This window comes from Mesorhizobium sp. WSM4809 (assembly GCF_055811655.1).
Map to the genome: position 1 here is coordinate 1 of NZ_JBVVQW010000023.1, position 24,523 is coordinate 24,523.

The 24,523-nt window shown below is 58.3% G+C and carries 16 protein-coding genes and 1 pseudogene; 7 read left to right on the forward strand and 10 right to left on the reverse strand.

The features are described 5' to 3' along the window. Positions 1–665, reverse strand: a 665-nt coding sequence (locus AC0L24_RS30780) for a CHASE domain-containing protein (RefSeq protein ID WP_473564731.1), incomplete at its 3' end; no start/stop codon positions are given. Positions 666–1,160: 495 nt separating this feature from the next. On the opposite strand from AC0L24_RS30780, the gene AC0L24_RS30785 reads away from it, so the two are divergent. Beyond that, positions 1,161–4,136: a Tn3 family transposase gene (locus tag AC0L24_RS30785; RefSeq protein ID WP_473564733.1), complete on the forward strand. Its 2,976-nt coding sequence runs from the start codon at positions 1,161–1,163 to the stop codon at positions 4,134–4,136. Positions 4,137–4,156: 20 nt separating this feature from the next. Here the strand turns inward: AC0L24_RS30785 and AC0L24_RS30790 are convergent, their stop codons facing one another. The 5 genes from AC0L24_RS30790 to AC0L24_RS30810 form a co-directional block, all read right to left on the reverse strand. After that, a complete protein-coding gene (locus AC0L24_RS30790) occupies positions 4,157–6,970 on the reverse strand; it encodes an NACHT domain-containing protein (RefSeq protein WP_473564734.1) in 2,814 nt (937 codons plus the stop codon). After that, a complete protein-coding gene (locus AC0L24_RS30795) occupies positions 6,967–8,139 on the reverse strand; it encodes a Fic family protein (RefSeq protein WP_352441421.1) in 1,173 nt (390 codons plus the stop codon). Before AC0L24_RS30795 ends, AC0L24_RS30790 begins: the two co-directional genes overlap by 4 nt. A gap of 371 nt (positions 8,140–8,510) precedes the next feature. After that, positions 8,511–8,975, reverse strand: a complete 465-nt coding sequence (locus AC0L24_RS30800; protein ID WP_050593865.1) for a Mov34/MPN/PAD-1 family protein — start codon at positions 8,973–8,975, stop codon at positions 8,511–8,513. Then, on the reverse strand, positions 8,972–10,630 hold the full coding sequence (locus AC0L24_RS30805) for a ThiF family adenylyltransferase (protein WP_473564735.1): 1,659 nt from the start codon (positions 10,628–10,630) through the stop codon (positions 8,972–8,974). The genes AC0L24_RS30800 and AC0L24_RS30805 overlap by 4 nt, the downstream gene beginning before the upstream one ends. Next, the gene (locus tag AC0L24_RS30810; RefSeq protein ID WP_473564736.1) at positions 10,630–11,811 is read right to left on the reverse strand and encodes a CBASS cGAMP synthase; all 1,182 of its coding nucleotides are present in this window, start codon (positions 11,809–11,811) and stop codon (positions 10,630–10,632) included. The genes AC0L24_RS30805 and AC0L24_RS30810 overlap by 1 nt, the downstream gene beginning before the upstream one ends. Before the next feature lie 328 nt (positions 11,812–12,139). Here AC0L24_RS30810 and AC0L24_RS30815 point away from each other — a divergent pair, with 328 nt between their 5' ends. Further along, positions 12,140–12,613 carry a hypothetical protein gene (locus tag AC0L24_RS30815; protein ID WP_023724567.1) on the forward strand — a complete coding sequence of 158 codons (474 nt, stop codon included), beginning with the start codon at positions 12,140–12,142 and terminating at the stop codon, positions 12,611–12,613. 12 nt (positions 12,614–12,625) lie between these two features. Further along, positions 12,626–13,336 carry a hypothetical protein gene (locus tag AC0L24_RS30820; RefSeq protein WP_473564738.1) on the forward strand — a complete coding sequence of 237 codons (711 nt, stop codon included), beginning with the start codon at positions 12,626–12,628 and terminating at the stop codon, positions 13,334–13,336. 106 nt (positions 13,337–13,442) lie between these two features. On the opposite strand, the gene AC0L24_RS30825 is transcribed toward AC0L24_RS30820, so the two are convergent. Both AC0L24_RS30825 and AC0L24_RS30830 read right to left on the reverse strand, forming a co-directional pair. Continuing rightward, entirely contained in the window at positions 13,443–15,176 is a 1,734-nt protein-coding gene (locus AC0L24_RS30825; RefSeq protein ID WP_473564739.1) for a competence protein CoiA family protein, read from the reverse strand. A gap of 393 nt (positions 15,177–15,569) precedes the next feature. After that, entirely contained in the window at positions 15,570–16,358 is a 789-nt protein-coding gene (locus AC0L24_RS30830) for an AbiJ-NTD4 domain-containing protein (RefSeq protein ID WP_473564740.1), read from the reverse strand. Between the two features lie 1,058 nt (positions 16,359–17,416). Between AC0L24_RS30830 and AC0L24_RS30835 the strand changes: the two genes are divergently transcribed. After that, positions 17,417–18,238 (forward strand): hypothetical protein, encoded by an 822-nt coding sequence (locus tag AC0L24_RS30835; RefSeq protein ID WP_473564741.1) that lies wholly within the window; start codon positions 17,417–17,419, stop codon positions 18,236–18,238. Between the two features lie 34 nt (positions 18,239–18,272). Then, positions 18,273–18,668 (forward strand): hypothetical protein, encoded by a 396-nt coding sequence (locus tag AC0L24_RS30840; RefSeq protein ID WP_473564742.1) that lies wholly within the window; start codon positions 18,273–18,275, stop codon positions 18,666–18,668. 273 nt (positions 18,669–18,941) lie between these two features. Here the strand turns inward: AC0L24_RS30840 and AC0L24_RS30845 are convergent, their stop codons facing one another. Then, the gene (locus tag AC0L24_RS30845) at positions 18,942–22,910 is read right to left on the reverse strand and encodes a hypothetical protein (protein ID WP_473564743.1); all 3,969 of its coding nucleotides are present in this window, start codon (positions 22,908–22,910) and stop codon (positions 18,942–18,944) included. Positions 22,911–23,190: 280 nt separating this feature from the next. Next, positions 23,191–23,406 (reverse strand): annotated as a pseudogene (locus AC0L24_RS30850) (tyrosine-type recombinase/integrase); the annotation flags it as partial. 78 nt (positions 23,407–23,484) lie between these two features. On the opposite strand from AC0L24_RS30850, the gene AC0L24_RS30855 reads away from it, so the two are divergent. Beyond that, entirely contained in the window at positions 23,485–23,874 is a 390-nt protein-coding gene (locus AC0L24_RS30855; RefSeq protein WP_473564745.1) for a sunset domain-containing protein, read from the forward strand. Then, positions 23,871–24,506 (forward strand): hypothetical protein, encoded by a 636-nt coding sequence (locus AC0L24_RS30860; protein ID WP_473564746.1) that lies wholly within the window; start codon positions 23,871–23,873, stop codon positions 24,504–24,506. Before AC0L24_RS30855 ends, AC0L24_RS30860 begins: the two co-directional genes overlap by 4 nt. The last annotated feature ends 17 nt before the right edge of the window (positions 24,507–24,523 follow it).

Sequence of the window (24,523 nt, forward strand, 5' to 3'; positions counted from 1 at the left end):
GTCCCCGTCAGCGCGACGTCGATGTCTAGCCCTGGGTCATTCAGGCCACTTGCGGCGTAGAGCTGGTCGACATCGATGACGGCCGAGATGATGCCCCAGAAGCGGCTGCCGCCGCCCGCCGTCGGCACAAAGACGGGAATGCGGCCGACAAAGCCCCGCCCTCCCTGGGCCAGGTCGACGGGACCTGCCAGCACAAGAACGCCAAGGTCGCGCGCGCGAAGCGCGGCCTTTCGTTGCGCCTCGCTCTTTCGGTAATTGAGCCCGATCGCCTTCTGGTTGCCTTCCATGGGATACATCAGTGAGATGACGAGATCGGGAGCACCAGCGATGTTGCGCAGCTGCGATCTCTGTTGGAACAGGTTGCTGGCAAGGGAGGCAAATCTCTGCTGCCCCATATACGGCTCCGTAACGACGGTCGAGACCAGGCCCTGAACGAGTTGGAGGTTACCGTTTACATTGCCTTCGAGTTTGGCCCGGATGATGTTGACCTTGGCTTGGACTTCGGCGCGCGCGAGCTGATCGGAGACTTTCGTGTTCTGCACGTCGGCAAGAATCGCGCAAATCACAAGCACGGCGACCGCAATTGCCGCCGGCAAGTTGGCCGTTGAAAAGACTGCCTTTCTTGCGCGCTCGAAATTGAAAATTGCTCTGCCCGATCCACCCAATTGCGTTTCCTTGACAACAAGCCCACCAGTCAACCTAGAACGAACTGCTTAAATTTAGACTTCGAAGCTTCATAAAAGCTTCCGGTCTCTGCCACCAAGTTCCGAAAGGCTGCACTTTGGCGCTCGCCTTCGTCCTTGTTGACGATGCGAAAGCAAGGCTCCAGCAAAACTCTTGGTGAAATCTTCGACCAGCGGCCGCTTCTGCCGCTCGTGCGGAGGGCGGTTGGGTTCTCCTCGGTGCGAGTGCAAACCCCGGGGGCCGGCCGGTGCAACGCCCGCGAATGGCTTGGCGTATGCGCGACGGCCCATGCTGGGGTCGGAACAAGAGCAGTGCGAAATCGTACGCTAAGGGCGAACGGATCGTGAACTCTACCGTAGTCCGGCTGTGCAGCATCCGATCCCTGTGGATTGCCATCGCAGGGCACCAATTTTGATTTCTTCGCCCCTCCGACTCGACAACGCTCCCGGCAGATTAGTCGTGGATGGAGTTGGGCGATGGGTAAACGGAGGCTTCTCAAGGTTCAGGATCGACAGAGATTTTTCGATATACCAACCGATGAGGACGGCCTTATCCGACACTATTCATTGTCGTCGGCTGACAGGCTTGAAATTGGACTTCGCAGACGAGAACACAATCAGCTCGGATTTGCCGTTCAGCTCTGCTTGATGCGATATCCAGGCAGGGTGTTGGCGACCGACGAAACGCCGCCTCGCGCAATGCTAAAGTACGTTGCTGAGCAGATTGGCGCCGACGCTGGAAAGTTTGCGCTCTATGCACGCCGTGAAGAAACGCGCCGCGATCACATTGCTCGCTTGATGGTTTATCTGGCCGCGCGGAGCGCGACGGGGCAAGACCGTAGAGCTGCGCTGTTGGCTGCAATTCAGGCGGCCGCGATCTCCGACGACGGTGGCGCGATAGCGAGTGCTACTGTCTCCATGTTTCGTGAACGCGGATCTCTTCTGCCGTCAATCGACACGATCGAACGGATCGGTCTTGCCGCCCGCGCCATTGCCCGTCGGCGGGCGGAGAGAGCGCTGATCGAAGAAATTTCGGTCGATACGCTTCAATCATTGGATAAGCTGTTGGAGGTTGACCCGGCCATTGGCCAAACGCGCTTTCATTGGCTGCGATCAGCGCCGGATGCGCCAGGTGCGTCAAACCTGGTCGGGCTGACCGAACGGATCGCCTTCCTGCGCAAGCTAGAAATTGATCCGAAATTGCAGATGCGCATATCGTCTGGACGGTGGGATCAGATGATCCGTGAGGGCAACGCCACACCGGCATGGCTGGCCAACGACTTCAATGCCAGCCGTCGACACGCGCTGATCGTGGCGCAGATTATCAAGCTCGGCCAGAAGCTCACTGACGATGCAGTGTCGATGTTCATCAAGATGATAGGCCGGCTGTTCTCGCAAGCCAATAACCGCAAGAAGCAGCGGCACATGGACTGCAGGCCGGATACGGCCAAAGCGCTACGCATGTTCCTGGACACGATCACAGCCCTGCAGTCCGCGAACGATTATGGCCGTAACGCATTGGAGGTTCTCGATCAGGAAGTTGGATGGCACCGGTTGCTTCGGATGAAGCCTGAGCTTGAGTCGATGGTCGAGGACAACGAGGCGTCGCCTTTGACCTTGGCGGCCGAGCAATATGCGACCGTCAACAAGTACGCCGGTGCGTTCCTGCAGGCGTTCACATTCCGCTCAGCGCGCCGCCATGATCCCCTTCTTGCGGCGATTTCGCTGCTGAAACGGCTCTATGCCGAGAAGCGGCGGAGCCTTCCGGATCGCGTCCCGGTCACCCACCTCAGCCAAGCTGATCGACGGCTAATCCTCGGGCAGGAGAAGCCCGATCGCCGTCTCTATGAGATTGCTACGCTCGCGGCTTTGCGGGACCGGCTTAGATCCGCGGACATTTGGGTCGACGGCAGCCGATCTTTCCGACCGATCGACGAGCACCTGATGCCGCGGTCAACGTTCACAATCCTGAAAGATGAAGGTCGCCTCGGACTTGGTGTCCAAGAGGACGGTGCGGCGTGGCTTACCGAAGCGCGGCAGATGCTCGACTTCAACCTGAAGCGCCTGGCGCACAGGGCACGATCCGGGAAGCTCGACGGTGTTCGTCTCGAAGGTGGAACGCTTATCGTCACGCCGGCAGCTGGCGAAGTTCCCGCAGCAGCCGAGGACCTGAATGCCGAGATCAGCGAGCTCTATCCGTTGGTCGAGGTGCCAGATCTCTTGAGGGAGGTGCATGAATGGACCGGCTTTGCGGATTGCTTCACCCATGTTCGCACGGGTGACACTCCGAGGAATGTCTCGGCCATGCTGGCTGGCGTACTGGCCGATGCGACCAACCTTGGTCCGAAACGGATGGCCAGCGCGTCCAAAGGCATCAGCGCTCACCAGATCAGTTGGATGCGCACGTTCCACGCCCGGTCGGAGACCTACCGAGCAGCCCAGGCCTGCGTGACGGACGCACACACCCGCCATCCGCATTCTCGCCTTTGGGGCAATGGCACGACGTCGTCATCTGATGGCCAATTCTTCCGAGCAAGCGACCGCGCCGCAAAGCGCGGAGATATCAATCTACATTACGGCAGTGAGCCCGGATCGAAGTTCTACAGCCATCTGTCAGATCAGTACGGCTACTTTAGCATCTTGCCCATCAGCCCGACCGAAAGCGAGGCCGCCTTTGTGCTCGACGGATTATTCGATCAGGACACAATCCTCGAAATACAGGAGCACTTCACCGACACCGGCGGCGCGAGCGATCACGTCTTTGGGCTATTCGCTCTGATCGGCAAGCGGTTCGCACCGCGACTGCGCAATCTCAAAGATCGGAAGTTCCACACTTTCGAGAAAGGCGATGCATACCCGGCGCTGTCGAACCACATCGGGGCGCCGATCAACACCACACTGATCCTCGATCACTGGGATGATCTGCTTCATCTGGCGGCATCGATCACCACCCGTGCCGTTGTGCCGTCTACGATCCTGAAGAAGCTCTCGGCATCACCGAAGGAAAGCCAACTGGCCAAGGCTCTTCGGGAACTCGGCCGCATCGAGCGGTCGCTTTTCATGATCGAATGGTACTCGAGCTCGACACTGCGCCGGCGCTGCCAAGCCGGCCTCAACAAGGGCGAGGCAGCGCACAAACTCAAACGCGCAGTCTTCTTTCATGAGCGTGGCGAACTCCGCGACCGGTCGTTCGAAAGTCAGGCATTCCGCGCATCGGGCCTCAATCTTGTCGTCAGCGCGATCGTCCACTGGAACACTGTCTATCTCGACCGCGCGGTCACAGAGCTCAAACGAGCGGGAAGGAACATCCCAGATACGCTGTTGAAGCATATCTCGCCGCTGAGTTGGGAGCACATCAACCTGACGGGCATCTACACCTGGGACAGCGAGCAACATCTCCCGCAAGGCTTCAGGTCGCTTCGCCTTCCGGCTGGGCTACGGCGTGCCGCATAACGTTCCTGCTCCGTTCGACCTTAGCGTACGATTTCGCACTGCTCTTGTTCCGACCCCTTGCTACCGCCATTTTCTGAGCGCAGGGTTGGGCGATAGGCGCGCCAATGTAGCTGAGCACCATCGCGAAAAGCCACGGCGACCGCCTCGCCGAATTCGGGAATGAGCATCTGCCATTTGCTACCAGCGCCGCGGCTGATTCGCATCCCATCGCCCTCAACACTCTGCAGCAGATGAGCTTGGTCCCAACTCATCTGTCCGCGTTCTAGGCCAGCCGGCTCGCGCACGAGGTCGGGATTTGCCTTGAGTCGTGCGACGAGCGCCGCCCGGCCGGCCGCCTCATTCTCGTCGCGCCTGCGGCGACGTTGTGCCCATTTGCGCTCATTGGCGCGCCACCGCCTCCGCTCTGGCGACCCCATCGGGCGCATTAAGGTCTTGAGTTTGGATTCCAGAATAGGATCGCCGCCAACCGCCCGCCACAGAAGCCGGCGCCAACTACGAGGACGCCGGTTCTGCGCATAGGTACGAAACGTCCGGGACAATGCCAGCGAACGATCATCAGCTAAGTCGCGCGTTCTGGTCCAACCAAGCGTGCGCGAGAAGCTTGGTTCGTCAAATGCCCAGAAGTGACCCATCCAACTGACGGTCCAGTCGTCGTCCACCGGCTTGTCAGTGTCCTCACGTGCTTCGCGTACCATCGCGACCGTGTGCCAGAACAGTGCATCATTCAGTGCCGTCCACCGCGGGACTAACTTGTTAAGCTTGGTCCGATGCTCGTGTTCTTCGCTGGCGCCCCAATGTCGCAGGGCAGGCGCCTGGCTCAGTACCGCCAGCGGGGCGGGGTCGAAGCAGGCTTGCGAGCGGCTGACGATTAGGCGTTCGATGGCATGCATTGCCGGCGCCATCAGCCAGCGGAAGGCTTCCGAGATCTTGCATTCGCGTCGTTGGATATGCGGTTCGCGCGCGAGGAAATCGGCCAATCCCTCGATGAGTCGAACTAATGGCCGCTCCGGGGCGGTGTCGCTGGTTAGCGGTAGCCGATCGATCAGACTGCGAATAGCCTGACTAAGGCCTGTGGTCTCGAATCGTTCGTGCGGCTCGACCGTTTCTAGTGACGCGAGCAAAAGGTCGACCGAAGCGAGATCTGGTGGCGCCCCATCGACAAGTTCGCCCAAAAGCCGGCGCGGCAGCACTACACCGGATGCATTCAGCGCAGACCATAACTCCCTGCCAGCGTCAGCACCGCCGATCGTCGAGACCGCACGGGTCGAAACAATACGCGCGTAGATGCCACGGTCAGGATCACGCGCGACTGGGGACAGTCGTTCGGCGGCGACCACCATAGCACCCTGCCACACCAACCGGCCGAGGAAGAAGATGACGTCATCATTGTCACCATAGGCGCCGAGCAACGCCAACGTCTCATCGGTAAGGTCGGGTTGTGCGATCCTGGCAATCGCGCTGTTGTCGCCACCGCGTGAGTCTCCAGTGGCTATGCGCTCGACAAGATCGCGCAAGATGCGCTTCCGAACCTCGATCGGCAGGCGGGCTGGATCGCCGCCTTCGGTGATGATCTCCGGTTGCAACGCGAGAGCCCGATCTCGTACGCGCTCATCGAAGAGGATGAGCCATGGTAGCAGCGGACGCGTGCGCGGCACGACCACGGCTTCCCCGTAGACTTCGCGGAATAGCAAAGCCTCAATCTTGGCGCGAAGCTCGGGGTTCGCCAGCGCGCCGGCCAACTCCTGCGCCGCCAGCAGTTCGCGGCTCTCGCGATGGCGGAAGCGCACCATTTTGTAAATCGCGTCGGTGAACACTCCCCGGCCGAGCAGTTCAAGGATCTCGGCGATCGTCCAGTCATGCAGAACTGCGACGGCATCGATCCCCCCGCCAGAGGCCCCGGGCATCTGAATGTTGGCCTCGCCGGTGAGTGTCGTTGCAATCGCGATGCGGCGGGCGCCTTCCACCGCCTTTTCTAACGATAGTGTGACGAGCCTGCCGGCTGAAGGCGCAAGTCTGCGCCGGAGACCGCGTTCGAGTACCGCCAGGCGACTGTCAAGCGAGCCGGTCTCCCCCCAGACGGCGAGGATGTCTTCCAGATCGAACGGAAGCTGGGCGATGACGAATAGATCGGTGCGTTCGAGCGCCTCGATCAACGCGTCGGCATCGCTCACTCCCCGATGGCCGGCAAAGATGCGGATATCGTCGGGGTCAAGTGGAGCAAGTCGAAAGAGTTCAAGGCCCGGCTTGGGATCGTTCTTGGCCGCTGACACCTCGGGCTCGGCCTCATCGCCGGTCGCCTCGCGTACGGGCGGCTCATAGGGCAGCAGTTCTTCTATCAACGCACAGTCGATCCTAGATCGCCAAGCGTATGGCCGGCTCGAAATATAGACATGCGCGCGCTGCCGTGCATCGTGGATACGGCTGGCAAAGGCGCGAATGGCCGTCTCGAACGCGCGCGGCGCCTCGAGCCTGACCTCGTCCACGGAATCGAGGAAGAACCAAGCTTCGCCGGTTCCCGCTAGCCACGCCTCGAAAGCCTCCGGCTTGCCGACCTCGAACGCGGCCCCAAACGCCTCGTCGATATCCTCGATCCTGATGAAGAAGGCATTGCGGCCACGTGCCGCAAGACGCTCCGCCTCCGCCTTAAGCTCAAACGTCTTGCCCGCGCCGGCATCGGCAAGGATCACGCTTCGATAAGCGTCGCGAAGCGATCCCCATTCAAGGCGCTTACCCCGATCGAGGATCGTCCAGATGTTTTCAAGATCGACATCTGCGTCCTGATAATGGCGGGAGATCGGCGTGAACCGTCGGATAAGGGGGACGGCGCCGATCACGGCCCTGACCCTGCATCGAGCGGATAGAGCCTCGGAAACCAGCGCTCGGCTATATTGGCCGGAAAACCCAACCGAAGCGGTGCCCGACTGCTCGACGATGTCAGCATGCCCCGATCGATCAGCGCCGAACTGATGATCCGCGCCGCGCGTTCCTCGTAGCCTGTGAGAGACGGCACCCGGCCGCGCTCGACCTCGCCATTGAGCGCTGCCTCTCGGAGTACCACGAAACTACCTCGTGGCAGCCGCTTGGCACGGACTTCTTCCTCGATATGCAGTTCCATCCGGCGCAGTAACACGTCGGGCTCAAGCAACTCGCTCATGAAGGCGATCTGATCGAGTGCGCGTTCAAGAAAGAATCGTGAGAAGGCGACCAAACCGCGCTGTGTCAAGTTCCCGCGCCCGTCGCGGTCGCCTTCCCGAGGACCATCGGCCGCCATCAGCAACTGTTTGTAACGGGTCTCTTCACGCGCAAGGCCGCGCGCGACCGACCAAAGACTTGTGCCAATGCCAAGCCGTTTCAGGAGCGCGTGTGACATCAGTCGCGCAACACGCCCATTGCCGTCGAGAAAGGGATGGATCCAAAGGAAGCGATGATGGACAGCGCCAACAGACTGGACCTGACGTAGGCGCGATAGAGTTGGGGCCGTATAAGCCTGATCGAACCGGGCGAGGAATCGTGGCAGGTCACCGTGAAGCGGAGGTTCGTGACGCCCAACACGGACATCGCGGGTTCTTAACTGGCCAGGCACCACTCGGAGCCGTTCGCCCGTGTCAGGATTCTCGACCCAAAGGAACTCTTCTGGCAGCCGCTCACAAAATCGCTCATGCAGCCAGCGAGCGTAGGTTGCAGTCGCCGGCCAGATCTCCGGATCCTTTTGCTCATCGATCAACTGCTGCACGTAGATATGCGCAACAGCCTCCTGCTGGAGTTCGCGCTGCTTGGGTTCACTCGAAAAGTCATTTGCTAGCGCACGGTCGATGTCGCGCGGATGAGTATCGTGGCCCTCGATCAGGTTTGAATAGTAGCAATTCATCGAGCGCACGAGCGCACCAACAGTCTCCCGCACGATCGGGTGCATGCGGCCGGCAAGGCGGCCGGCATCCAACAGCAACTGCGCTGTCGTGTCCTCAAGATCGCGCACACCCTCTTCGGGTAGCATCGGTTCCATCGCGCTAGTGCCCATGCCGGAAATTATGCCGCATTTCATGCCGCTTGTATATGCCGGATTTCATGGGAAAAGATGCGAATCATACCGCTATCTATGCCGGTTATATTTCCGGTTAGCTCCGTGGACCACCTCATGGGCTAAGAGGAGTTTCGCAAATCGCCCTTTTCAGCGCACCAACACGCGCATCCCGCGTCCTCCTATGCGAGCGAGATCCCGTAAACCTCGCGCTCCTGAGGCAACTAAGGCTGGCAGCAGCGACTTTCTCAAGCCAAACTTTCTGACGCTTTCAAGCTAACTGACGAATGAAGAACGCATGCTTCAAAGTAGCGGAGCTTGGCGGTCAAGCGGCAAGTTGATTTTACGCCAAACGTTTAGGTAAAGAGTTTCGCTACGTCGTTTTCCTCGTCGAGCGTCAGCTTCTTAACGCGACTCACGTGCGGCGATTGCAAACCAGCATACATTTGAGTGTCGTTGAAGATCAGAAAAGCCATCAGTCTTTTTGTATGACCCGCGATGCGCCGCCAACTGCGCCGATCGACAAAGGACGGTTCGGCTACTCCGCCTGGGTGTGTATGCCATTCGCCAACCCAATCGATCGTCTGCCCCGAGCGCACCCACTCTCGAAGGGCCCGAAGCTTGTGACCTTGCTCAGATCTCCGGAAGAGGGTTGGAGTGGCATAGTCCCACCGCCCCGGGAAGGTAGCGCTGTCGATCTGAATTGCATCGTTTTTGCGGTAGCCGAGGAGAAGACCGCCGCGTTCGCTTAGTCTCGGCCAGTTATTTTCGTGTTCGCGAATTTTATCCAAGACCGATTTCGGCACCAGTACCTGCGTCATGCTGACGTTCGTCTCGACGCACATGCGGGGCAGAATTCAGAAGGTCTCGGAAAACGTGGTCCTTGCACCCGCCCGCGGCGCAGATCGACCACAGCGGACCTGAGCCGCGGACCCGGATGGCCGTTAGCCCAATCGAGCGCCGCACGCGTTGTCAGACTGGCTGCCATCATCGGCGCGTCGATCGTGAAGGGGATGAATGAGCCGTCCCCACAAGTCGCAGGCTGCAAATTCAGTTCGTCCTTCTCGTCTCCGACCGGAAAGCGCCAAGGTCCATCGAAGACGGGCTTCAAACACCGGAAGCAACTGAACTCGTCTCTTAAATTGAGAAAGCTCTGCACGCCCGCGCCGTTCATAAACACCCAAGAGTGAAGAAGTGCGCTAGTCTGAATGGCGGAGTTATCTAGATACCATTCGTTGATGGCCGACTGTACGTTCCAGGAACCTGTCGCATCGATTATCAGATCATGTTTAGCCAGCACGTCCAAATGTTCGAGCGCATCTTGCTCGTAGGCAGCTACATGCACCTGCGGGTGAAACCGCTCTAGCTCGGCCGCGACAGCTGAGGCTTTTGGTTTTCCGATGTCGGTAAAGCCACGCAAATGTCTCCCGATGTTGCCTTGGGCCAAAACTTCGTTGTCGAAGAGGCTAAAAGGCTTGCAACTGCCCGCGCCTATCTGGACGAGCATGCGAGCAAGATTGCTACCGATCGTGCCGCAGCCAATGAGGGCTATCGATTTTTGCTGCAGGGTATTTTCGCTTTGATTGTTTCGATTTGTCACGTCAGTCAGACTCGACCATTGACCCGAATATCTGTCCAGAGTGATTTTGGTGGCTAGCGTTTCTGCGATACCAAGCAGCGCCTGTTGACGTATATTACCTTTCGACACTGCATGCTTGAGGTCTTGCGGAAAATTGACGGAAATGCCAAGCAGAGCGTTTGGCGCGGAGATAAAGAGACAGTTGTCCGCACATAGGAGCTGCACAAGCCTTCGCCAATCGCGGTGCAGATCAGGATGTCCTTCCAGCCACTTCTTGAGGTCTGCAAGCGTCCGCGGCGCCATCATGATACCTATAGGCCCAACGAGCTTTTCCGTTCGCCAGAACTCAACTGCGCGGGGAAATGCTGACTCGTAGCCGCGTAGTTTCTCTTCACTTGAGATGCATAGAAATTCCACCTTGCCTTCACGCTTGGCAAAAAAGAGAGTTGCACGCCTGCCATCTGCAACCTCATCTCGCGGAAGCATGCAGCGCACTGTCAGGTCTGACTTCCAGTAAGATTGGTATTCGTCTATCAACTCGGCGGGGCCTTTCCCTCGGTAGGAAAGCTCCAGTGTCCTGCTCGCTTCTTCGAGCACTCGCAAAATCGCCTCGCCAGGCTGATATAGATCTAAAGGAAGCCCAGCCCCGGAGGCATAGCAAATCCCGGTCTCCTCTTCGATATGCGCGAGAGTTTCGACCGGAATCTGAGTGCGATCTTTGAGTGTGATCCGAGGGCGAGTTGCAAAGCGCATATCCGGGATCGATATGGAAACATCGACGGGCCTGCCATGCACTCTTATCTGGCCGTCATAATCGGCTGGCCCTACACCGGCAGGAGCGAAGCCGGCATTGCGCAAGGTCGCATCGACGATAGCCAGTGCGTCCCTTGAATTCATTAGCCCGAAGTCGAAGCAATAATACGCGGTGCGGGGACAACCGCGGCCGCCGCCTTTTGGATCGCTGAAATTTTTGGCGCCATTTTAATCGCGTCGGGCCGATAAGGAATGCGCGTGCCGAAACGGTTCCGCAGTTTCAGCACAACCTGTTCTGCGTCGCCCGTGCGTTCGAGGGCGGCTTCCATTTCACCTCGAAGCGCGACCGCGCCTCTTACGATCTCGTTGCGATCTTGGTCGCTCCAGTCATTGATGCAAAGATGCCACAGAACCGGGTTGACGATCGTTCCGTCGAATATACCGGGCAGGCGCTTCGCAATCTCCAGTATCAACTCATCGTCGCGATCGCCTCTCGGAAGGCCCGGGAGTTCCGAGAGAGCCATGTCGATTGCACGCATCAGGCAGATCGAGGAGAGCACCGACTTCTCCCAAGTGTAGTCGCGCCAGCCCTTGAAGAAACGGCAAAGACGTCGAAACGGCGGCCCGTATCTCTCCGATCGGCCGTCGACCCAATCGTGTATCATCTGCGGGTCGGACTGAACCCAACTCCCGTCTCGTTGAGCCAACATGATCTTATCTGAAGGTATTTTCCAGCCACCTTTAACGGAACCGCGTGTTGCTACGGCTACATGCGCCTTTGCGAGACTTTCACGAAGTTGATTGAAGCGGTCCTGTGGGATTGAATAGATCGGAATGTCGATGTGAGCACCCGGCCACAATTTCACCCTTGCACAACAAGCTTTGGTCGTATCACGGACCCAGCCTCGCGCGTCGCAAAGCGGTATCAGCACTGAATCCACAAACTCGAACAAGCCTTTCGCGGCAAGTGCGGGTTCGCCGTTGGCGATGAACTGGACGGGCACGTACATGCCGTCGTCAAGGTCGATTTCTTGCTTGGGCTTTTGCGCGGGCTCGTTGAGCGTCCGGTAGGCGAAGCTGCCTTGGGTCATGAACTTGACTTGGATTTCGGGTCGTTGCCGCCAGCTGACTTTCTGACGATACGAATCCTGCCAGTAGTTGTCGGTCAGTTGGATTTGTGATGCCGCAGCCTTCAATGTCGCGCGAATTTCACTGCGCGCTTCCATCAGTTGTGCGCGTTCATCGTCGCTTACATCTAGGTTCGCCAGATAGCTCGGCTCGGCTTTGAGGCCGCAAAAAAGCGCGTGCGCATTTGCTAGAGTCATTCCCCACCTGGCCCATTCTTACTTTGATCTCAACATGGGCGAGGCAGGCAGGGGATTCAAGGAGTATAGGCGCGATATGTACAGGAGTCTGACGAAGGCTTGATTTTTTGCCGTTTTGACTGTCTGTACTAGACCTTGCGCCACTTTCAGATCCGATCGGGTCCAGGATGGCGCGCCAGGACAGGCTTGGTCTGAAAGACGAATGGATGTCTACCATGCGCCTCTGGACCACCCCAGCTTCAGGTAACCAAAATTGGGCAGATCAGCTCGCACAAACACAATGTTGTAACGGTTTGCATTCGATTCCAAAAGCGCGCAGTTCAGCACCATGACGTCGGCCGCACCCAAAAAATTGATCAAGCAACTGGTGAGCCTTCTTGAGGAAGTCGACGTTCGTGCAGGGTCAGATTTCTCCGGAATTGGGTTGATAGTCGCGGAATCTCCTGAATACTTGCCGATCATTTCGCTGCGCCCGACAAGCAATCTCACCGATGATGCCGAAACTGCAACAGCGTTGGCGGCGATCTCGCATCCTTGGCATGAACTTCATGATGGCTTTCATGTTCTTAAGCCAAACCTCGAAGTGACCAGGGTTGCTCAATATTTTTCACCACCTATCGTTCCTGCGGCACGCATTGACAGAAAGAAACGCTTCGGTGGGCGTTATCTCGCAGCGTTGTTTGGATCGACGCTCCCCGGGGTGCTGGCCACCGGCATTTCGAGTCGTGACTTCGGCTTGGCCGTGTTCCATCGAGGTAAAGAGGAGTTCTACCGTGCTGCACGCGATCGCGGCCGGGAGTGAGGGGGGTTTGCAATGATCTTCGCAATGAGTCGCAGTCTGATTCTGAGTACGCTCGTGCTGGTAATCGTGGCGTTCTGCGTGGGAATTCTCCATTTTGGCTATGCGGCAAGTCCTCGAGATCTTTTTGAATGGACTTCCAAAATTGCACTATTCATCAGTTGCGCGATCGTGCTTCTTAGTATCCGACCAATTTTGCGCTTTCTGCACTGGGTAACTTTTGCGAAATACTGGTGGTTTCCATGGCTTGACGGGGAATGGCGTGCGGAAATTCGGTCCAACTGGCCCAAGGTGCAGCGCTTGTACTTGGCCGCTAAGCGCGAAGCTCCTTCCTTCGATGCTCTCGCCACGGGACTGACACAAGCCGATGAATTGGTTACCAAGGCGACTGTCACGATAGAATCGAGCCTGTTCGACATTTCGATCGAAATTACGCCGGACGGAACAGAAAAAGTGAGCCGCACTCGCTTCGTTCGTCCACGCTGGGCAAAGCCAGATCGGCCAGAGCTGAGCTACGTCTATGAACAGTTGGATAACACCAGTCTTGAACCGACTGACGTGAGACAGCATTACGGGGCCGGCATTGTCGAGTTCATCGCAAGGACCGGCGAGCTCTCTGGTCACTACTGGACCAACCGAAAGGCCGAAGCCGCATTGAGTACGGCCGGCACTATTGTCATGCGCCGCGTGCCAAGACCTGGCTTTTTCGCGCGGTTCTTAGGCTAAAAATCCGCGTAGCTTAAGGCCGGACTGGGTGGTGCGTGTGTCCGCCAGCCCTTTCTGGCCTGTTTCTCAAACCCTTGGTCTCAAGGGCTGTACAAGCCTGCAGATCTCAAAATGGGTGGTGGCGCTTAGAGACGAACGCGTTGATCCAGATTTCTAGCTTACGGAGGACCGATCGAAAGCTTGCCTCGTCTCGGCAGAAGATGGTGGCTGTCGAGCGATTGTAATCCTCATCTCTGTCGCTCAGGAACGCTTCGGCCTCATCCTTGCTCAATCGCTGTTCAACCGCTTTCCGCAATTTCTGACGCCACAAATTTGCTTCGGCTAGGTTGTCACGGTCAGCCCGTTGGCGGCGTTCAATCGCGGAAAGGATTTCACGCGCCTTCCCGGCGGCGTGATAGCCATGATAGGCGGCCTCCGAAGGCGAGCGACCGTCAAGATCAGGATGTGACTCGTTCAGCCATGCGCCGGGGTCGTTGAGTACCGTTTCGGCGTACTCCGCAAGCTCTTTCTGCCGATTGATTTTGATTGTCTCAGCTTGCACGGCAGCTCTGGCCTTCTTCTCCGCCTCCTTCGTGGCAACAACAGCCAGGCGACGATCGCATTCGTTTGCAATCGGAAGGCCCAAAAGTTCACGTACGTCAGTGCGAGTGCCGTTGAAAAGGCCAACGATGGCGCGCAACTCAGCTTCAACTGGTTGCATCGTGCGCGTGCTTGCCAGCAGGGCGGCGTACGGTTCAGCTGTCTCCGGGTTGATTATGTTCAGCCAATCCTCGACCGTCATACCGCCGCGTTCTTCGTCAGGCAGCTGGTCAAGAAGCCATCGTACCGTTTCTTCGATCCCCGTTCGGGCGGAAGACCTGCTCATCTCTTCCATGACTTGATCGAACCAAGACGAGGCCACGGCCGGCGAAATTGCGAAACCGTGCGTCCAATCCAGCGCGACGCCGACTCCGGTAAGATATTTCAGATAGAATTCCACAGCCTTCCATGGCGCAGCAAAGCGATTGTCTAGCGCCTTGATGGCCGCCTCAAGGTCGTTGCTCATCCATCTGAATTCCGGGCGGACAAGGTCCTTGCTTACAAGGTGCTTCGTCGCTGAAATCGCTGTTGGCAGCTTCTTTCCGAGTCCTTTGCCGTACAGGACATCGGCGAGAACAATCGCTTGCCAGTTGCTGGGATGCGTGGTGAAGCAGCCATACCCGGCAACCTCTAACCCGATGTGTTTGTCCAGGCCGATTCCACGCAAGACATCGATGGTCGATATGGGTAGAGGTTCCGGCATTGAGTCCAGAGCGATGTTGTAGGCGCGGGCTTTCTGTCGAGCGTCGGCCGTCAGTTTGTTCGCAGCGGCCACCATTGCTGCGGCAGCTTCTTTTTGGAGCTCTACAACAGCGCGGTCGATCGCCTCGTTAAACAGCCATTTCCTGGGGGCCGAGCGGATTACGGCGTCGGCAACCACCTCTAGGCCGCCATCCCTAGGTATGTGCGAAAGGTCGATTTCTATCGCCGCAACGCCGTGTTGGCGGATGCGTCGAATCTTTTCCTCGCCGCAGGGGTGGGTCACCGCAATTTCAACAAACAGCTTTCGTCCGCCGAGGGTGACATAGAGATCGGGGACTATCTGCTGCGGGTCACGGAATTCGAGAGTCGCCGACTCGAGTTGTATTTTTTCTCGACCTGGAAGGACCCGTTCAACGCTCCCGTGGTTCGCGATCCGCCTTGGGACGAACAAGAGCAGGCGTTCCTTGATGATCTGCTTGGCTAGCTTGTGCAGTGCAGTTTCAGGCCCTCCGCCACAGGCGTCGCGATGATGGTGCGCGAAATGTGGCGTCTCTGCCAATGTCCTGGCCACGAGGCGACTGCCGCACATTCCGGGGCAGACGCAGTCGCACCTGAGCCCGCGGACGGCCATCGAGATGTGCACCAAACTGCCGTCAGACTGCTGCCCATACACAAGCTCGGCGCGATCCGAGCCGAACCTAGTGCGCAGAGGTCCATGGCCTGAACGAACTGTCATATATCAACCGAAGCGGCATCGAATTGTTTGTCGGTCACGTCAAACTACGGCAAAGGTTGGCTAGTGATCACCTAGATCTGGTCGGAGGACCGTGCCCACACTCTTCCATCGAAATGCACTTGCCCCATTTCCGGCTGGAGGCCTCTCTCGTCGATATCCAACAGCACGAACCCAAATCGATGGCAGTCCAGTTCACTAGGGAGTGCCCCTCCGCTGCTACTCCGGCTTACGACTGACCAGGAAAATGCAAACGGCACAGGCGATGCTCACAACCAACTCAGCCTGGTCGTCGTCCGGCATCTCTCCTTCCCGGAGATGACGTCCGTACTGTGAAGCGAACCCCCAGAGCTTGTCCAGAGCTTGGTCAAGCGGCTTGGGCAAATCGAGTGCGTCGACGAGCTGTCCGAGGTTCTTGTTCGGCTGCCCAGTGAGATGGCGTGCGGTTGCTTCGAGGGCGGCAACTGCATGTTGGATTGCGCCCGTGCGATCTGGAATTGGGCGGCGTGAAAGATCACCCAGTGCTTCTCTAATTTCGTTGGCGGCTGTCGCTCTGTCACTTTGCTTGAGCACTTGCAGCGCCTTCGCTGTAACGGCCGAAAAGCCCTCGCTGCCTCGGAACGAAAGGCCTTTGTGCTCCTCCAGCTGCCAGCCAATGCCTTTTTCGCGGAAGAACCGGTTGAGCTCCTCCCGATATCGATCCTGATTTTCTGGGTCGTCACTAAGCCCGCGCCAAAGGGTCTCGGCGATGTCATATACCTTGAACCATTGGCAATCGGCGTTCAGGCCAACGACTTCACGACGGACATTCGAATCGGACCAATTGTTGTCGTCTGGAACTTCAAAGAGCACAGCACAAACCTGCTCACGAATCCACTTCCAACTGCTCCCTGTGTTGTGTGCGATCTGAACGATTGCGAAGCGAAGACCCTCTGGGGCATCCTCGCGGAGTGTGATTTCAGCATCAGGACCGCTGTAGCCAAAGCGTTCAGAAAATGGTCGATTCATTCGTTGAATCCGTCGTTAGGTGGGCGGCGGCGCAACCTTAGCGTCTCCCGGTCGCCATCCGAAGCGATGATCATAATCCCGTTGGTGGCCAGGCTAGCTGATGAATGCTTGTTTTGACCGCAGCCAGATCGTCGGACTTGGGGCGTGTCGTTGTCGTCAAGCATCTCAAATGTATTGTAGCGCCGCTGAGCGGTGCGAGTGCAGTCCGAACTCATGTCGGCCGCATTTTTGGGTCGAAAAACAGTCACACTGCACCTCCCGAGGAATGGCAGCTATTCCACCGCCTGCGCCTGAAAGCCGCCAGTCAGCAGTCGGCCCGGTGCAGACGTTTGAAAGACAAGAGGCGAAGCCGGTATAGCCAGCGGATACGCTTCGCACCTCGTAGACTCTCACACCAAATCAAGAGCTTATTATAAAATCGCACATTGCAGCAAAGGCTCGCAATGTGCGAGAAAGGGCGAAAAAGCCGGAAAAACAACCAACCGAGCGCCGCGCAATGTGCGCCCTTTTATCCTGCCATCTTAATCGGTCGAAATTCGGGAGACTTGGTTGCCATCGTCGTTCCTCCTCAAATCTACGATAATACAATATTCTATGCTCTATGCCACGATCTCGTACTCTTGCGTCGAGCTCTGACGCGCCGTGCAGTCTTCCGCGCTCTGCGACGGGTAGTTGCGCTGCTAATTCGCAGCGCCGGAACCGTCGCGGCGCACTTTTCCATCGGACTGACGGAGCATCGTCACAGGCAATCCGGCGCGGTCCGGCCGTCTCGCGATCGGCACTGCCGCAGGCAGCACAACGTGCGCTCCGTCGTTCCTGTCTGCATCTTGTCCCATTCGCCGGAGCGGATCTCCTAGATCAGTCGGCGTCCGAGCTGACATTGACGACGAATCTTAGTAGTCTTAAACGCCGCCCGTCAGCAGAAGGAGATTCGTGCCGAGCATGTAGTTCCTGCATCAATTCCACGAACCTTGAGAAAGCACAGTGCAACACCTTGCATTAGAGCGTCCGGCGCGCGATTGACGCTTGGTCAAAATCGCGACTGGAGGAAGTGCCCCGTGGGAACGCTTGCCCATCTCCGGGTTTTAGATCAACAACTGTGCGAACCCCTCGATGGTGCCGTTTGGTACGACATGACTAGCGGTGTCCGTGTTCGATTGTCGGACCAATTATTGCTCGACGACGGGCTGGTGCAGCTGAACGCATCGTTCCCGATGCGTGGCAATGCTCTTCTCGACAATGTCGAAGCAATGCTGAGATGTCGCTTCCACGGGAAGGGCGAAAAGACCTATTTCAGGCTGGCGGAGCCGAAGAACCACATCATCTCGGCCGAGTTCTTCGTCGAAGCAACGCTGGGGTCTGCGCAGAGGATAGACGCAGCCCTGCGTGAGCTCTCAGAACCCATGACGGGCGTCCGATGGACGAGGCAGGCTGCGGAAGACCTTCTCGAAATCATCGATGCTGTCAGGGATGGTCGAATGCGCCACACGGCCTTTTCGGCCCGAATGGCCCAAGCGGACTATTCGGCAGGCACCCCCGGCCATCATCAGCTTTTCTCGCGCAATGCCCATATCCTGGTCGAACATACTCGAACCGCGCTCCTCAGGGCTTTCGAGAACGGCAATCGCATGATGGAGCAGGCACGTCTGCTGATAGACAACAAGGACAGCAGGTATTTCGGTGCGCTGGCTGAGGGCGATGAAATCAACCATGCTTCGCCTACGGCGGAGCGACTGCACGGAGCCATTCATCGATGGCGTCGCGGCCGTAGCGACTGCTCTCGACCTACTGTATCGACTATTTGTCTTTTTGGTTCGCGAACCTTTCGGGTCGGCAGAAATGCCAGGCAAACTGCACTTCCCCTACAACGAGTCCGGTAAGACTTACGCGCCCTTTCCCAGTGGAGCCAGTCCGGTGTCGACCGATCTGGGTCCGGCGGATCTGCCATATGCGCTCCCGAACGTCATGCCCGGAAACTTCTTCGCGCTACGCGGTTTCCGAAACGATCTGACCCATAACATGACCTCGGGCCATATCCAGCCGATTTGTTGGATAGGCAGCGGAACCGGTCAGGTCAACGGCATTCCGATCCGCTACGTCCTCGCGAACGCTCCGGACGTCGACCAAGATGGAAAACCGCTCAAGCACGCCTTTATCGAGCGCTTCTTTCATCAGCAACGGGATGCCGCAGTTGTGTACCGAGAGTTGATGGAGGAATTGGCTCTTACTGCAGACCACACTCTGCAGTGGCTGGCGAACCGGCTGGACCAGCGCCTTCGCCGGGGCGCGACGACCGCTGCCGAATCCTAGACCAGGCTCCAGATCGGTTCGGTCGCCATGGTGCTGGCGATCGCCCATCACCCGCCGAGTGCCGCGGTCCTAGACCCTCGATAAGCCGAGAGGGTTTGGCGGTCCATTTGTGAACGGAGTTGGTGGGATTGCGACGCTGTGGGCACGGTCGTTCCTCAGGGAAGGAGATGGCACGGTTGGATTTCAGGCTTGAATGAAGCCAGGGAGATATTCGACGCAGATCCGCTGAAGGAGATCGCTGATGCGGCCGACAACGACGAGCGTATGCGGACCTTAGCCGTCGCCCCTAACCATTCCTTTCAAGAGCTGGCGTGCGTACTTCCGGATCTCGACTTCAGGATCGCTTTGAAGCGATCGGGCACGCGCTTCCAGCTCTTGCCGTGACATCGGCGGGGACCCGAGCATCTCCATCGCTGCACGTCGCCATTGTGCGTCGGGGTCCGAGAGAAGGGGTATCATGGCCTTAAGCTGATCCGGGTCGAAGGTGCATTTCGACAGGAGGGCAGCGGCGATGGAAGGAGCCACGGAGTGGCGCACGATGGTATTGACGACCAGCGTTCGCAGCGCTGCCGATGAACCGATGATCGACACTATTCGCTCCTGTGCGAGAGACCTGACATCGGGGCGAGTGTCCTGCAGCAAACCGACCAAACGCTCCTCGCTGATTGCGTCGAGCGCCACTAAGGCCTTGAGGAGGTTCGGGCGAGGGGTTGTCGGCACGGTTCCTCCGGACGTTGGGTAGGGCGACTCGTGCTCCTGCCAGTGCGCAAAGGCCTGATTGAGAAGGGCCGCATCGGTGAACCGGCTTCGCTCAACCAAGCCGAGCAAGAGGTCTGCTGCAGCTTTCGCGACGTTGGCATTCTTCCCGAAGAGAACAACGTTCAGCATCGCAACGAAGCGTGCATCAGGTTCGATCTCGGTCTCGAGCTTAGCCAGGCTCTGGAGGACGTATTCCAACCCTTTGCGACTAGGTCCGGTTAGAACCGGTAACAGGGTCTCGACTGCGGAAGACCGATAGCGGGTCACGACCAGATGCGCCAATGCGGCCAGTTCCAAATTCTCGGCCTGATCGATCAGACGCCGGAGATCGGCCAAGTCCGGGGGGGCCGCCTCAAGTACGTTGGCCGCCGTTTCGACGAGCCATTCCGACCCATGGCGCAGCGCTCGCTGCACCAGCTCTCTGTTGGGAGACGACGTGGGGACCTTCGCCCAAGCTAACTGAGGTAGGTCTACCGATGGCAGACCGACCGAAAACAGCCCTAGATTCGGTTCGTCAGCAAATCGCTTCACGATGGCGTCGGCCTCGCTCGAGAGGATCGAACGGTCAATACCGCTCGCAACGGCCAACAGGCGGAGTGTCTCTTTGACGGCCTCTTTGTCGTATTTGTCCATCCACGCGTAAACGTCACCGGCGATTACGTCGTAGAACCCTCCAAGGCTGAGCAGAGCAGCGACATGGGGATACTTGGTCGGAGTTGCGCCACCGAAAATAGCGGGTTCAAGAGCCGTCACGACTCCCAAAAGGGTGGCTCGGGTCGCCGCGTTGAATTTGTCGGCGAAGTCGGGAGTTGCCCATGCCATGGGTACCATGTTTTCAAGCCATGGGCGCTTGACCTTTCCTAGGCCGCGGAAATCAAGCGTACGCTCGACTTTTTCCAGAAACCCCATGTTCTGAAATGAGTCCCCTGACAAATCGGTGCGCAGGAAGACGTCAACTTCGTCAATTGGAATGTCTTGTAGGACAGCGAGCGCAATTTCCTGGAGCAGGTCTCGATCCTTGGGCGCATGGAATTTCAAACCGCCGAGGAGTGCGCCCCGTAAGCCTGGTCCAACGTGCGGACCGAGTTCGGCCAACGCGGTACGGACGCGCGCGTGTTCGGCCCACGCTGGCCCTGCAACGGCGGCCACTGCCCAGCCAATAAGACGTGCCGCTGCGGAATCGTGATCGAGGAGAGCTTCGGTCGGTGGTCCGGCGAGGTCTGGTCTTTGGCGGGCCAAGGCAACGAGCCCCATCCCGACCTCATAGCTCTCATCCTCTCCACGGATCGCTTCCTTGAATGCTGTCGCCACGAGAGTTGCAGCGTATGAGTCTGAAATCTGCGCGTCCGGGTCGGTAAGCAGCGCGATCGCGCGCAGGACTTGGTCGGGCTGCCCTCCATCTTCTTGTCTTTCGACCAGTAGCCGTGCAACCTCATCACCAGCTCCCATGCCCACCGCAAAGCCAAGAATTTCATTCAGTTCAGGACTGTCGACTACGAGCTGTAGCTCCGTTGTTCGATCCGGCTCCTCGAGTGCCACCAGGTAACGCGCCGCGGCGAACTCAATGAAGCTCTTATGGATGAACGTCATAAAACTCGCGCCGGAGTGATAGAGCCGTTCCAGGAGCCCTCCCGACTCCCAAAAAGCAATCGCCGGCTCCACCTCATTGGTAGCTGCCAGTGGCGTAACGCCCAACTCTGAGGCGAGGACAGCACTACAGGTCCTTACAAGGTCGTGAGTAGTGGCGATGGGATCCTTCATGAGAAGCCACCCGAGGATGTCCAGGACGCGCTGTCGAACAGCCTCACTCGGCACCAGAGTTCCCTTGGCTCGTGGCGAGGCTGCAATCAGGGCGATCATTCGCTCGTAGAGAGTTGAACGGGACGGCGGCAGAGCTCCTTCCTTACAGATGAGGGAAGCCGCCATCCCCAGCAACTGCGGGCTCGAAATGATCGGGGCGGTCACCGTCGCTTTGCTCTTGTCGAGTTCGCGTGTTGCGACCTCAAGTGCAGACGATTTGAGATCCTCGGAGTCAGTCGCAGCGCGAATGAGCGCCGCCAGGTTTGCTTTACCCTTGTCTGTGTCGGGCGCCTTCAAGCTGTAGTGTCGCCACGTTGCCAGAGCGAGGGATTCGTATCCGATGGGGCGCGTAGTGACGATAACTCGGGCCTCGGGATGACTCCTTGCCAAGGCTGCGAGCCCGTCGGCTGCATTGTGGTGCTGGTCTCCACAATCATCCAGGCCATCGGCCAATATCACTAAGTTGGAGAAGTTGGCCGCTCGAAGTGCGTCGACGCCAATCGGTGCCGAGTCGAGTCCCCACCGGTAGAGACTCTCTTCGAAGGTGGAACCGGCCCTCATGGACGCTGCCACCGACTTTAGGACGACACGCAACACCGGAAAACCTTCGTCGGCGTAGCTGTGAGCCAGCTGAGTAATTAGCGTAGATTTGCCGAGACCTGGTCCCGCGACAACCACGGCATTGCGATGAAAAAGTCCGGTGAACTCGGCGTCAAAGGCTTCCGCTCGTCCCCGCAACATGGTCGTGGCTCTCGCGTGATAGCGTTCCAAGGCCTCAGCAGGTCCCGCAGCGGTAGCCGAAGGCCCCTCCAAAACTGTGCTCATAGGCAGTAGCGCACTTAAGGGCAGCTGCTTCGGGAGGCCTGGCAACGAGAAGGTCTGCGTAGTGTCCACTCGCCATCGGTTAAGCGCCTGCAACGCCGCCGCCGCCGATCGACCGGGCCGCAGATCAATGGCTCTGCTCTCGAGAAGCCGCAGCAGGTGGGTCACATCCCACCGGCCCTTTCGCTCAATGATGGCCATTGCCCCGGCGGTGAGCGCGTCCCAGGCAGAGGCGGCATCGTCGTTGTGCACGCACAACTGGCGCAGGGCATCTTGGGCCACGTCTAGGCTCGCCCGATCGGCATCGAGCGCGTGGATGACTTGGATACGAAGGTGTTGGCATGTTTCGACGACGGGCAAGGCCTTCGCTTCGAGCTGCCGCACGAACTCGAGCGTGATCTCGGAGAGGTCGTCCTTCCTGCCCCCTGCGAGACGGGCCATTTCGCTTGCGAGATCGGTACGGATCGTGCCACTCGCGTCTGGGGCGATGGCGAGAATGCCATAGCTGATCTTCTTGTCGCGAAGTCCCTCCGCGAGTCCAATCAATGAGTCCCAAAGCGAAGCGCCCCGGCTCAGGCCCTTCTTCGCCTGAACCTCAATCGGGAGATCGCCCTTGATCTCGACTCTAACGTCGTCGCCGGGACCGTTGGTCTCGGCCCAAATGGCCAGTGGCGTATCGTCCGCTGTGCCGGCCAACCAGCCGATGGGCGTATTGCGAAGCAGGTGGACGGCCGCAATGCTTGTGACCGCCGCTTGAAAGTTCATCCCGCCACCGGTTGCCGCGCCACCCGCCGGCGCCTTCTTGGGCCGCTTGGGGGAACTTGGAGCGGGCTTTCCGGCATTGTTGAGTTTCAGCGACATGGATTTCCCGTAGGTCAGACAACCCCGCTTGGCTAGGGCTACTTCGTTTAGCGCATTATTGACATGGGGTGGCTGACGTCACGCGCGAAACGAGAGCGTCGGCGGGACATTCTTTTGCAGGTCCGCTCGTGGCGCGAGGCCGACTGACGGCTTGGCAATCACAATGACTGCTTTTGGGGAATGGGCGACGTAGTTCGGGTGGCCGACATGGGGCGCAAAGCTGCTGGACCCAACACGAAGCGATGACGACCCCGCCCGACCCAGGCGAGGTCGTCGACTTTCAGATTTCAGTTCCCTCGGCCAGCGTCAGTGCATCCTCGACGTCGACGGCGAGATACCGGACTGTGTTCTCAATCTTGGTATGGCTGAGCAGAATTTGAATTGCTCGGAGATTCCCGGTGGCCTTGTAGATGATGGAGGCCTTGGTACGACGTAGCGAGTGGGTGCCATAATCCTCACGGCGAAAGCCAACCGCCGAAACCCATTCATCGACTAGGCCCTTCTATTAACGGTTGCTCAGATGTATGGACTCAGTCGCAGATTGGAAGCATTCTCCCGACGGGGAGATAGGGGCGTGGGCAAAGTCCAGCGTCATCATCAGGGTGCCAATCAGGCTGACCGCTGGCGAAAGAACGCCACGAGGCGTCGAGCGCGGTTGTGGCGATGGCAATATCTGCTTCCGCTGGTGACGGTTCCCGTGGCTGTGTTTCTCACGGTGCGACCGCAAACCCTCGATACCGTTGTCGGCTTCGTCCCCGCTGGCCGGCTCACAGTAGCCGCCAGCAACGGCACGGGTAGTTGTAACATCAAAGGCAACACCTCGATCAACACCGGCGAGCGGATTTATCATGTTCCCGGCCAGATGTTTTACGATGACACTGTCATCCGTCCTGAGTTCGGAGAGCAATGGTTTTGCTCGGAGGCTGAGGCACGTGCGGCGGGCTGGAGGAAGGCACGGAGATGAAAACTGCTGCAGAACCTGTAGTTTTCAAGACACCCGCCATCCCGCCGTGGGTGCACAAACTCTCGCATCCACTCTACAGAAACATTTCTTCCTTCCGCCTGGGTAATAGGCACCTATGGGGAACGGAGACGCTGCTAGGCGATTGGGATGGCGAGTACCTTTTGATCGCAAAGGACTTCTACCCGGCGCAATACATAGATGAGCGCCTAGAGGCTGGCGATCCAAATCCCTACAGCCACAACCCGAAGGCACCGACCAACAAGAACCTAATCAAAACGTTTTGCCACTTTGGCCAGCTAGAGGATGGCTTTCGCAACACATCGTGCAATTTCCTGTACATCTCGGCCTGCTTCCTCCTCCGCAACGACGGCTTGAAGCGCGGCGAGCTGCCGGACGGGCTACTAGCGCTTTCGATTTCGGCGCCAGTTGTTCGGTTCACGCTTAACCATATGCCGAAGCTGCGAAAGGTCATCGCGATGGGAACCGATGCCGCGCGCGCTCTCGGAGCCTCTGGACTCTACAGCGAGATCAAATCGCGGAAGCTATCGTACTTCGAAGTCAGCCACCCTTCGCGAGCGTTGTCGAATGTGGATCGATACGCTGAGTGGTCTGCTATTTTTGGAAAGCGTTAGTAGGGTGAGTGGGGATT

Bases quoted from the DNA above. Each gene is read 5' to 3' on its own strand.
- AC0L24_RS30800 (WP_050593865.1), bottom strand. From the start codon at position 8,975: ATGACGCAGGTACTGGTGCCGAAATCGGTCTTGGATAAAATTCGCGAA.
- AC0L24_RS30815 (WP_023724567.1), top strand. From the start codon at position 12,140: ATGACGTCGGCCGCACCCAAAAAATTGATCAAGCAACTGGTGAGCCTT.
- AC0L24_RS30805 (WP_473564735.1), bottom strand. From the start codon at position 10,630: ATGAATTCAAGGGACGCACTGGCTATCGTCGATGCGACCTTGCGCAAT.
- AC0L24_RS30810 (WP_473564736.1), bottom strand. From the start codon at position 11,811: ATGACTCTAGCAAATGCGCACGCGCTTTTTTGCGGCCTCAAAGCCGAG.
- AC0L24_RS30820 (WP_473564738.1), top strand. From the start codon at position 12,626: ATGATCTTCGCAATGAGTCGCAGTCTGATTCTGAGTACGCTCGTGCTG.
- AC0L24_RS30830 (WP_473564740.1), bottom strand. From the start codon at position 16,358: ATGAATCGACCATTTTCTGAACGCTTTGGCTACAGCGGTCCTGATGCT.
- AC0L24_RS30845 (WP_473564743.1), bottom strand. From the start codon at position 22,910: ATGTCGCTGAAACTCAACAATGCCGGAAAGCCCGCTCCAAGTTCCCCC.
- AC0L24_RS30785 (WP_473564733.1), top strand. From the start codon at position 1,161: ATGGGTAAACGGAGGCTTCTCAAGGTTCAGGATCGACAGAGATTTTTC.
- AC0L24_RS30860 (WP_473564746.1), top strand. From the start codon at position 23,871: ATGAAAACTGCTGCAGAACCTGTAGTTTTCAAGACACCCGCCATCCCG.
- AC0L24_RS30795 (WP_352441421.1), bottom strand. From the start codon at position 8,139: ATGGAACCGATGCTACCCGAAGAGGGTGTGCGCGATCTTGAGGACACG.